Origin of the sequence: Agromyces binzhouensis (assembly GCF_004135055.1) — a bacterium.
GTDB classification, from domain to species: domain Bacteria; phylum Actinomycetota; class Actinomycetes; order Actinomycetales; family Microbacteriaceae; genus Agromyces; species Agromyces binzhouensis.
The window spans coordinates 1-10,289 of record NZ_SDPL01000075.1; the positions used below are offsets into that span (position 1 = coordinate 1).

Genomic DNA, 10,289 nt, shown 5'->3' on the forward strand with positions numbered 1-10,289 from the left:
CCCGTGCCGCCCGCCCCCTGGGACGGCATCCGGGACGCGACACGCTTCGGACCCGTCGCGCCGCAGCACCGGCGCGGGCAGTTCCTCGGCGCGGCCGAGCACCTCGCGCGGAGCGAGGACTGCCTGCGCCTCAACGTCACCGCCCCCGACGCCGACCACGACGGCGCGCTCCGGCCGGTCATGGTGTTCGTGCACGGCGGGGCCTACAGCGTCGGCTCCGCCGCCGAGTACCCCCGCCAGGGCGAGCGGATGGCGCGCGAGCACGGCGTCGTCTACGTCGGGATTGACTACCGGCTGGGCGCGCTCGGCTGGCTCGACCTGCGCGCCTACTCGCGGCCGGAGCATCCGCTCGAGGTGAACCTGGGCCTCCGCGACCAGGTCGCGGCGCTCGAGTGGGTGCGCCGGAACATCCGCGCCTTCGGCGGCGACCCCGATCGCGTCACGCTCTTCGGCGAGTCGTCGGGCGGCAACTCGGTCACGACCCTGCTCGCCGTGCCCGCCGCCGAGGGGCTCTTCGCGCGGGCGATCGCGCAGAGCTCGCCTGCCAACGCTGTCTACCCGCCCGAGATCGCGCAGCGCTGGGCGGCGGAGTACGTGCGGATCCTCGCCCGCATGGTCGACGACGACGACCTCGACAGCGAGGCGCCGGAGGATGCCGCGGCGATGCTGCGCACGACCGATCCGATGCGGCTGGCCGATGCGACGACCGAGCTCACCGTCAGGACGCCGGACGAGCACCCCGGCACGATCGCGCTCGCACCCGTGATCGACGGCGGGTTCCTGCCGCACCGACCGCTCGACGCGTTCCGCGCCGGGCTCGCGCACCGAGTGCCGCTCATCATCGGCACGAACGACCGCGAGGGGTCGCTGTTCGAGGGGCGCATCGACATCCTGCCGACGACGAAGCCGCGCATCCGCGCCATCTTCGCCAACACCGCCAAGCGGTCGCGCAAGGCGATCAAGGCGCGCTACCCGGGCCTGCCCGAGCGCCGTGCCGCGGCCGACTTCGCGGGCGACTTCACGTTCTGGTTCCCGAGCGTCAAGGTCGCCGAGCGCCACTCGCGGTACGCGCCGACCTGGTGCTACCGGTTCGACGCGGCGCCGCGCGCGGCGCGGTGGCTCGGCCTCGACGCGACCCACGGCCTCGAGCTGTTCGCCCTGTTCGAGAAGTTCGACACCCCGGTCGGCGCCGGGCTGACCGTGCTCGGGGGCCGGCGCATGTTCCGCGCGGTCGGGCGCCGGATGCAGGCGCACTGGACCGGGTTCGCGGCATCCGGCGCACCCGGCGACGACTGGCCCCGCTACGACGAGCGGCACCGCCGCACGCTCGTTTTCGATGCCGTCGACCGCGTCGTCGCCGATCCGCGGCGCAGGAAGCGCCGCGCATGGCAGGAGTTCGTGCCGCACGTGTGAGACGCGTCCGCACGCGCGAGCCCGGACCGCACGCGTGAGCCCGCACCACCGGCCGGCCGCGTAGGCTCGCACGCATGCTCGCCACCGTGATCCACGCCGCCCGGGACATCCGCGTCGAAGAGGTGCCCGACCCCGAACTCTCGACCGGAGGCGACGCCGTCGTGCGCGTCGTCGCCGCCTGCGTGTGCGGGTCCGACCTGTGGCCGTACCGCGGCGTCACGCCCACGCACGCCCCGCACCGCATCGGGCACGAGTTCGTCGGCGTCGTCGAGGCCGTCGGGCCCGAGGTCGCGGTGGTGAAGCCGGGCGACTTCGTGATCGCGCCGTTCTACGTGTGCGACGGCACCTGCGCGAACTGCCGCAACGGCGTGAGCACCTCGTGCCTGTCCGGCAGCTGGTGGGGCGGCGAGGACAAGGTGGGCGGCGTCGCCGACGGCGGCCAGGGCGAGCGCGTGCGCGTGCCGCTCGCGGACGGCACGCTGTTCGTCGTACCCGGACCCGTCGCAGACGACGAGGTGCCCGGACTGCTCACGCTCTCCGACGTCATGGGCACCGGGCACCACGCTGCCGTCTCGGCGGGCGTCGGCCCGGGCGACTCGGTCGCCGTCGTGGGCGACGGCGCCGTCGGGCTGTGCGCGATCATCGCAGCGAAGCGGCTCGGCGCGACCACGATCATCGCGATGTCGCGCCACGCCGACCGGCAGGCGCTCGCGCGCGAGTTCGGTGCGACGCACGTCGTCGAGGAACGCGGCGACGAGGGCGTCGCCCGCGTGAAGGAGCTCACGGGCGGCATCGGCGCGGACCGCGTGCTCGAGTGCGTGGGCACGAAGGAGTCGATGGACCAGGCGCTGCGTTCGACGCGCCCCGGAGGCATGGTCGGCTACGTCGGGGCGCCGAACGGCGGGCCCGAACTGCCCGTGCGGCCCATGTTCAACCGCAACGTCGGCGTGAACGGCGGCGTGGCACCGGTGCGCGGCTACATCGGGGACCTGCTGCCCGACGTGCGCTCCGGCGCCATCCGCCCCGGCCGCGTCTTCGACCTGGAGCTGCCGCTCGCGGAGGCCGCGGAGGCGTACGCCGCGATGGACGAGCGCCGCGCGATCAAGGTGCTGCTGCGTCCGTAGGCGGCCGCGCCGGACGCCGCGTCGCTCCGGGAGGAACCTTCCCGCGGGGTGCGGCGTGTCGGCCCGCTCCCGGCGGCGTGTCGCTCGGAAGTTCCTCCCGTCGTGACGCGGTGACGCGGTGACGCGGTGACGCGGTGACGCGGTGACGCGGTGACGCGGTGACGCGGTGACGCGGTGACGCGGTGCGGGGCGGATGCCGCGGCCCGCGACATCCGCCCCGCTTCGGGAACGGCCCGATCAGGCCGCCGCGATGACGATCTCGTCGAGCGGCTTGCGGCTGCGCGGGGCGACCTCGCGCTCGCGCAGCGGCTCGGGAAGGGCCGACGCGTCGCCCACCTTGCCGATCGCGGTGACCGAGACGACGTCGAGGCCGGCGCGCAGGCCGAAGGCCTCGGCGAGGCGGGCTGCGTCGAAGCCGCCCATCTGGTGGGTGTGCAGGCCGTCGTGCTGGGCCTGGAGCGACATGTAGGCGACGGCCTGGCCGAGGTCGTACTTCGCCCACGGGCGCGGGGTGCCGGCCTCGTCGACGGTCTCGGCGACGTTCACGACGAGCGCCGCGGCCGAGTCGGCCCACGCCTGGTTGAAGCCCATGAGCGCGTCGTGCACGGCGGTGAACGCCTCGCTGCCACGCCGCGCGACGATGAAGCGCCACGGCTGGACGTTGTTGGCCGACGGCGCCCAGCGGGCGGCCTCGAGCAGGGTCCGCAGGCTCTCCTCCGAGAGCTCGGCGGTGGGGTCGTAGGCGCGGGGGCTCCAGCGCTCCACGAGGGGGGCGATGAGCGGGGCGTCGGTGGGGACGTGGCGCGAGGTGTCGACGAGGGTCATGGTGACGGTGCCTTCCGAGCGGTTGCGATGGTCGTGCCGGGACACCGTCGTCCCAATCCATTACAACGCATGGATCCTCGGGGCATTCCCGACGCGAGCGGGCGCGCCGGCGACCGGCGACGCCGACCGGCCGGTCAGGCCGCCGCGCGCGCGAGCTCCTCGCGGATTCCCGCCACGAACGCGTCGATGTCGTCCTCGGTCGTGTCGAACGAGCACATCCAGCGCACCTCGTTCTTCGCGGCATCCCAGTCGTAGAACTTGAACCCGCGCTCGCGGAGCCGGTCGGCGACGCCCGCGGGCAGCACCGCGAACACGCCGTTCGACTGCGTCTGCTGCGTGAACGACAGGCCGGGCAGCTCGCCGGCGGCGATGCCCGCGTCGAGCGCGTCGCGGAGGCGGCGCGCCATCGCGTTCGAGTGCGACGCGTTCCGCAGGTACAGGTCGCCGTCGAGCAGCGCGATGAGCTGGGCCGACACGAAGCGCATCTTCGACGAGAGCTGCATGTTGAGCTTGCGCAGGTACTTCAGGCCTTCGGATGCCGCGGGGTTCAGCACCACGATCGCCTCGCCGAGCAGCGCGCCGTTCTTGGTGCCGCCGAAGCTCAGCACGTCGACGCCCGCGTCGCGCGTGAACGCCCGGAGGGGCAGGCCGAGGGATGCCGCGGCGTTCGAGATCCGCGCGCCGTCCATGTGCAGCGTCATCCCGCGCTCGTGCGCGTGGTCGGCGAGCGCCCGGATCTCGTCGACGGAGTACGCGGTGCCGAGCTCGGTCGTCTGGGTGATCGAGACGACGAGCGGCTGGGCGCGGTGCTCGTCGCCCCAGCCCCACGCCTCGCGGTCGACGAGCTCGGGCGTGAGCTTGCCGTCGTCCGTGGGCACCGTCAGGAGCTTGATGCCGCCGACGCGCTCGGGCGCACCGCCCTCGTCGACGTTGATGTGGGCGGTGGACGCCGCGATCACCGCGCCCCAGCGCGGGAGCATCGACTGCAGCGCCGTGACGTTCGCGCCCGTGCCGTTGAACACCGGGTACACCTCGACCGGGTCGCCGAAGCGGCGGGCGAACACCTCGTGGAGGTGACCGGTGTAGTCGTCGTCGCCGTAGGCGACCTGGTGCCCGCCGTTCGCCCCGGCGATCGCGGCGAGCACCTCGGGGTGCACGCCGGAGTAGTTGTCGGAGGCGAAGCCGCGGAAGGCGGTGTCGTGCAGGGGCTGGAACTCAGGGGTCACCGGACGATTCTCCCAGACCGAGCGGGCGGGCCCGCTCCGCCGTCCGGTCCGTCGATGGCGCGGGGTTCCGGATGTCGGCGGTGCGGCCTACGCTCACCCCCATGTCCGAAGAGGTGGGAGCGACCGACCGCGCCGCTGAGGGTCCCGATGCGTCGGCCGGCGCGGTGCCGCCCGCGAACGGCATGCGCACGTTCCTGCAGGTGCTCGTCAACACGGCCCTCGCGAACGTCACGACGAGCTTCCTGTGGTTCGCGCTGACGTTCTGGGTGTACCTCGAGACCCGGTCGGTGCTCGCGACGGGCATCATCGGCGGCGTCTACATGCTCCTCATCGCGTTCTTCGCGATGCTCTTCGGCACCATCGTCGATCGGCACCGCAAGATCCAGGTGATGCGGTTCTCGAGCCTCGTCACGCTCGGTTCGTTCGTCGTCGCCGGCGGGATCTACCTGCTGCAGCCCGAGTCCGCGCTCGTCGACCTCGGCGGGCCGTGGTTCTGGGCGTTCGCCGGGATCATCCTCTTCGGGTCGGTCATCGAGCACATGCGCAACATCGCGCTGTCGACGACGGTGACGCTGCTCGTTCCGGTCGAGCGCCACGCGAACGCGAACGGACTGGTGGGCACGGTGCAGGGCGTGGCCTTCATCGTGACGAGCGTCTTCAGCGGGCTCGCGATCGGGTTCCTCGGCATGGGATGGACGCTGGCGATCGCGGTCGCCCTGACGCTCGTGGCGCTCGTCCACCTCCTGTTCCTCCGCGTCCCGGAGGAGCAGCCTCCGCGCGAGGCGGGCCGCGAGCCGATCGTGGACCTGCGCGGCAGCATCCGGGCCATCCGGGTCGTGCCCGGCCTGGCCGCCCTCATCGTCTTCGCCACCTTCAACAACCTCATCGGCGGCCTCTACCTGGCGCTCATGGACCCGTACGGGCTCACGATCTTCTCGGTCGAGGTGTGGGGCATCGTGCTCGGCGTCACCGCGACGGGCTTCATCATCGGCGGCCTGGTGATCGCGAGGTTCGGACTCGGCAGGAACCCGATCCGCACGATGCTCCTCGTCGTGGTCGCGATGGGCGTGCTCGGCGCCGCCTTCACGATCCGCGAGCAGTGGTGGCTCTATGCGGCCGGCATCTGGCTGTACATGTGCCTGATCCCCGTCGTGGAGGCGGCCGAGCAGACCGTGATCCAGAAGGTCGTGCCGTTCCGCCGACAGGGCAGGGTCTTCGGGTTCGCCTCAGCCGTCGAGTCGGCGGCCGCGCCGATCACGGCGTTCCTCATCGCTCCGATCGCGGAGTTCTGGATCATCCCCTACATGGAGGATCCGTCGGGTCGGGCCACGTGGGGATGGTTGCTCGGCGACGGCGACGCGCGCGGCATCGCACTCGTGTTCGTCTTCGGCGGGCTCGCGACCATCGCGGCCGCGCTGCTCGCGTTCACGACGAGGTCCTACCGGCTGCTCTCGGAGACGTATCGCGGCAACGAGACCTCCGTTCCCGCCGGCGAGGCCGTGCAGCCTGCGGCGGTACCGACCGAGGCTGCCGGGGCGGCCGCGCTCGACCCCTCCGGATCGGAGCCCCGGGTCTGACGGGCCGACGGGCCGCCGCACCGACAGGTCCGATCAGCGGATCCTCGCCGTCAACTGCTCGCCGAGGAGGTCGAATGCCGAGTCCCAGCCGTCGTACACGTTCTCGTCGCCGGGTTCGCCGGGGAACCCGCGAAGGTGGAACAGCATCTCGGTGCGGTCTCCATCGAGCTCCCGCAGGTCCACCGTGATGACCGGGGCGGTCTCATCCGGGTCGCCGGGCGACGTCCAGGTGAAGACGAGCCTCCGGGGCGGGTCGACCTCGCGGTAGACGCCCGTGGTCGGGTACTCGCTGCCGTCGGCGGGGTTCACCATCGTGTAGGCGTACCGGCCGCCCGTCCGGGCGTCGACGGAGACGCTGCCCTCCTTGATGGCGATGCCGCGCGGGTGCCACCACTCGGCCGCGTCCGCGGACTCGGTCCAGGCGCGCCAGACCAGCTCTCGGGGCGCATCGAAGATGCGGGTGATGGTGAACTGCGCGTCGGTCTGACCGGTCATGGGGTACCCCTTCTCATCCTGCGGAGCTGCTCGTCGAGCAGGTCGAATCGCTCGTTCCACTCGCCGCGGTGGCGTTCGACCCAGTCGGACGCCTCGTCGAGCGGCTCCGTGCGCAGCGTGCAGGTGCGCCACTGCGCGCTGACGGTGCGTTCGATGAGTCCGGCCCGCTCGAGCACCGCGAGGTGCTGTGAAATGGCCGGGCGGCTGATCGGGAACGGCTCGGCGAGTTCGCCGACGGTCGCGGGCCCGCGGTGCAGGCGAGACAGCATCGCACGCCTGGTCGGGTCGGCGAGGGCGCGGAAGACGAGGCTGAGCTCGTCGTCGGCATCCGCCATGTAAGCGAATCCTTAATTAATGAAGTGCTTAACCATAGCTCCGGCCTCGGTGCACGTCAAGCGCCGTCGGCTCGCGCGATGACGTCCGAGGTCGAGGCCGAACGCAGGTGAGGCTAAGCTAAGTTCGCCCGCACTCGACGGGCCCTCACCTTCTCATCGATCGTTGGAGCCACTACGCCCATGCGCGCACGACGCCGAATCGTCCTCGCCGGAGCCGGCCTCGCGGCCGCGGCACTCGCCCTCACCGGCTGCACCGCACCGGCCGACGACGCCGAGACGCTCACGGTCTACGTCGGTCGCGACGAAGGCCTCGTCGGGCCGCTCATCGAGCGGTTCGAGGAGGAGACCGGAATCCGCGTCGAGGCGCGCTACGCCGCGACCCCCGAGCTCACGGCGCTGCTCCTCGAGGAGGGCGACCGCACCCCCGCCGAGGTGTTCCTGTCGCAGGACGCCGGCGCGCTCGGCGCACTCGCCGACGCCGGCCTCGTCGCCGAGATCCCGGCGGAGCTCGCCGACCTGATCCCCGACGGCTTCACCTCGCAGGACGACTCGTGGATCGGCGTCACCGGCCGCGCCCGAGTCATCGCGTACGACGGCGAGCAGCTCTCCGAGGACGAGGTGCCCGACACCGTCGACGACCTCACCGGCGAGGAATGGTCCGGCGAGGTGGCGTTCGCACCCGGCAACGCGAGCTTCCAGTCGTTCGTCACCGCCCTGCGCGTGCTGGAGGGCGAGGAGGCGGCTGCCGCCTGGGTCGAGGGCATGGCCGCCAACGACCCCGAGCTCACCGAGAACAACCTCGCCTCGCTCGACCTCGTGAACACCGGGCAGGCGCAGCTCGGCCTCATCAACCACTACTACTGGTTCCGCCAGGCCGCCGAGGTGGGCGCCGAGAACATGCGCGCACAGCTCAAGTTCCTGCCCGGCGACCCCGGCGGCATCGTCAACGTCACGGGCGCCGCCATCCTGAACGACGCCGCCGACGACGACGCCGCGCGCGCCTTCGTCGAGTTCCTCGTCTCCGAGGAGGCGCAGGAGTACTTCGTCGAGGAGACCTTCGAGTACCCGCTGCTGCCCGGCGTCGACGCCCCCGAGGGCCTGCCGGCGATCGACACGCTCCTGAACCCGGGCCTCGACCTCAGCGACCTCGACTCGGTCGGCGAGTCGCAGCAGCTGCTCGCCGACAACGGCCTCATCTGAGCCCGAGGGGCGAGCGGATGACGCGGCCGGAGACCCGGCGGGAGCCCAGCCCCGCACGCCTACGCTGGACCTGAGATGACCGATCGAGTCGCGACGCCGAGCCCCCGCCGCCCGTGGGGGCTCATCGCGGCATCCCTCGCCGCGGTCGCCCTCGCCGCGATCCCGGTCATCCACCTCGTGGTGCGGGTGGCCTCGGCCGACCCGGGCGAGCTCGCCGCGGTCTTCGAGCGGCCGCGGATCCCCCTGCTCGTCGGCAACTCGGTGCTGCTCGCGGCATCCGTCACCCTGACCGCGGTCGCGCTCGGCGTGCCGAGCGCGTTCCTGCTCGCGCGGGCCCGGTTGCGCTGGCGTGGCGCGTGGGCCGTCCTGGCGGCGCTCCCGCTCGCGATGCCGTCGTACCTCGCAGCGTACGGATGGCTCGCCTGGCAGCCGTCGATGAAGGGCTTCTGGGCCGCGTGGCTCGTGCTCAGCTTCGTGTCGGTGCCCTACGTCACGCTCCCGGTCGCGGCGGCCATGCGGATCGGCAGCACTGGCCTGGACGACGTCGCCCGCACGCTCGGTCGCGGCCCGTTCGGCTCGTTCATGCTCGGCACCTGGCCGCAGATCCGGCCCGCCGTGCTGGCGGGCGCGCTGCTCGTGTGCCTGTACACGCTGAGCGACTTCGGCGGCGTCGCGCTGTTCCGGTTCCCCGTGCTCACGACCGCGATCCAGCAGGCGTACTCGGCGAGCTTCAGCCGAGACGAGGCCGCCGTGCTCGCGGTGCTCCTCGTCGGGCTCGCGCTGATCGTGGTGATCGGCGAACAGGTCGCGCGCGGGCGTGCGGCGCGCCGCATCCAGGCCGCGCCCGCGGCGGGACGGCGACGGATGACGCGCCTCGGGTCGTGGACCGCTCCGGGCATGGCCCTGCTCGCCCTCGTTCCCGCGGTGGCGGTCGTCGTGCCGGTCTCGGTGCTCCTCGGCCGCGTGCTCACGGCCGAGACGCTGCAGGCGTTCGACGGGGCGAACCTCGCACGCGCGATCGGGAACACCGTGCTGCTCTCCGCCGGCGGGGCGGTCGTCGCCGTCGCCCTCGCGCTGCCGATCGGCGTGCTCGCCGCCCGTCACCGGGGGCGGATGGTCCGGGGCATCGAGTCCGCGGGCTACCTCGCGCTCGGACTGCCCGGCATCGTCGTGGGGCTCTCCCTCGTGTTCTTCTCGCTGAGCGTCGTCCCGGCCCTGTACCAGACGGCGCTCGTGCTCGCCTTCGGCTACGGCATCCTCTTCATGCCGAAGGCCATCGGGTCGATCCGCGCGGCGACGGGCCAGGTGCCGATCTCGCTCGAGGACGTCTCGCGCACGCTCGGCGCCTCGCGCGCCCGCACGTGGTGGTCGGTCACCGCGCGCCTCGCGCGCCCCGGAATCTTCGCGGCCGCGCTCCTCGCCGCCGTCTCGGCGATGAAGGAGCTCCCCGCGACCCTCATGCTGCGCCCGACGGGCACCGACACGCTCGCCGTCGAGCTCTGGCAGCGCACCGACATCTCCGCCTACGGCGCCGCCGCGCCCTACGCGGTCGCACTGCTGCTGGTCGCCGCGGTGCCCGCGTTCCTGCTGTCCGACGCGCGCGCCGGACGTGAGGCGACCCGGGAGGCGATCGCGTGAGCCGGTTGGAGGTGCGCGACCTGACGGTCGGCTACGAGGGCGCGCCCGTGCTGCACGCCGTCGACGTCGAGGTCCCCCACGGGGAGCTGCTCGCGATCGTCGGGCCGAGCGGATGCGGGAAGACGACGCTGCTGCGCACCATCGCGGGCCTGCTCCGCGCCCGGTCCGGCGAGATCCGGATCGGCCAACGCATGGTGACCACGCACGGCATCCACCTCGCCCCCGAGAAGCGGCGCATCGGCTGGGTGCCCCAGGACGCGGCCCTCTTCCCGCACCTCACCGTCGCCGAGAACATCGCGTTCGGCATGCTCGCGGGCCGCGGCTCGTCGCGCGCGGCACGGCGGGCGGCGAAGTCCGACGAGGTGCGACGCCTCCTCGACCTCGTCGACCTCGCACCCCTCGCGTCACGCGCGCCGGGCCAGCTCTCCGGTGGCCAGGCGCAGCGGGTGGCGCTCG

General features: G+C 72.8%; 10 protein-coding genes. 6 read left to right on the forward strand and 4 right to left on the reverse strand.

Annotated features, from left to right (window positions below; genetic code table 11):
* Together ESO86_RS05920 and ESO86_RS05925 are read left to right on the forward strand one after the other, a co-directional pair.
* Window positions 1-1,413 (forward strand): carboxylesterase/lipase family protein (locus tag ESO86_RS05920; RefSeq protein ID WP_165307393.1); only part of this gene is annotated, 1,413 nt, incomplete at its 5' end.
* A 74-nt stretch (window positions 1,414-1,487) separates the two neighbouring features.
* Window positions 1,488-2,537: a zinc-dependent alcohol dehydrogenase family protein gene (locus ESO86_RS05925; protein WP_129234056.1), complete on the forward strand. Its 1,050-nt coding sequence runs from the start codon at window positions 1,488-1,490 to the stop codon at window positions 2,535-2,537.
* 237 nt (window positions 2,538-2,774) lie between these two features.
* Here ESO86_RS05925 and ESO86_RS05930 read toward each other — a convergent pair whose 3' ends face one another.
* Both ESO86_RS05930 and ESO86_RS05935 read right to left on the reverse strand, forming a co-directional pair.
* A complete protein-coding gene (locus ESO86_RS05930) occupies window positions 2,775-3,362 on the reverse strand; it encodes a nitroreductase family protein (protein WP_129234058.1) in 588 nt (195 codons plus the stop codon).
* Window positions 3,363-3,496: 134 nt separating this feature from the next.
* On the reverse strand, window positions 3,497-4,588 hold the full coding sequence (locus ESO86_RS05935) for a threonine aldolase family protein (protein ID WP_242492225.1): 1,092 nt from the start codon (window positions 4,586-4,588) through the stop codon (window positions 3,497-3,499).
* Between the two features lie 101 nt (window positions 4,589-4,689).
* Between ESO86_RS05935 and ESO86_RS05940 the strand changes: the two genes are divergently transcribed.
* Complete coding sequence (locus ESO86_RS05940; protein ID WP_479722778.1) at window positions 4,690-6,165, forward strand: MFS transporter; 1,476 nt, start codon at window positions 4,690-4,692, stop codon at window positions 6,163-6,165.
* Window positions 6,166-6,198: 33 nt separating this feature from the next.
* Here the strand turns inward: ESO86_RS05940 and ESO86_RS05945 are convergent, their stop codons facing one another.
* Together ESO86_RS05945 and ESO86_RS05950 are read right to left on the reverse strand one after the other, a co-directional pair.
* Window positions 6,199-6,660, reverse strand: coding sequence for an SRPBCC family protein (locus ESO86_RS05945; RefSeq protein ID WP_129234060.1), 462 nt, complete (start codon window positions 6,658-6,660; stop codon window positions 6,199-6,201).
* Window positions 6,657-6,995, reverse strand: a complete 339-nt coding sequence (locus ESO86_RS05950) for an ArsR/SmtB family transcription factor (protein ID WP_129234061.1) — start codon at window positions 6,993-6,995, stop codon at window positions 6,657-6,659. The genes ESO86_RS05945 and ESO86_RS05950 overlap by 4 nt, the downstream gene beginning before the upstream one ends.
* Before the next feature lie 180 nt (window positions 6,996-7,175).
* Between ESO86_RS05950 and ESO86_RS05955 the strand changes: the two genes are divergently transcribed.
* The 3 genes from ESO86_RS05955 to ESO86_RS05965 form a co-directional block, all read left to right on the forward strand.
* A complete protein-coding gene (locus ESO86_RS05955) occupies window positions 7,176-8,195 on the forward strand; it encodes an extracellular solute-binding protein (RefSeq protein ID WP_129234063.1) in 1,020 nt (339 codons plus the stop codon).
* A 75-nt stretch (window positions 8,196-8,270) separates the two neighbouring features.
* A complete protein-coding gene (locus tag ESO86_RS05960) occupies window positions 8,271-9,833 on the forward strand; it encodes an ABC transporter permease (protein WP_129234066.1) in 1,563 nt (520 codons plus the stop codon).
* Window positions 9,830-10,289 (forward strand): ABC transporter ATP-binding protein (locus ESO86_RS05965; RefSeq protein WP_165307396.1); only part of this gene is annotated, 460 nt, incomplete at its 3' end. The genes ESO86_RS05960 and ESO86_RS05965, both read left to right, overlap by 4 nt.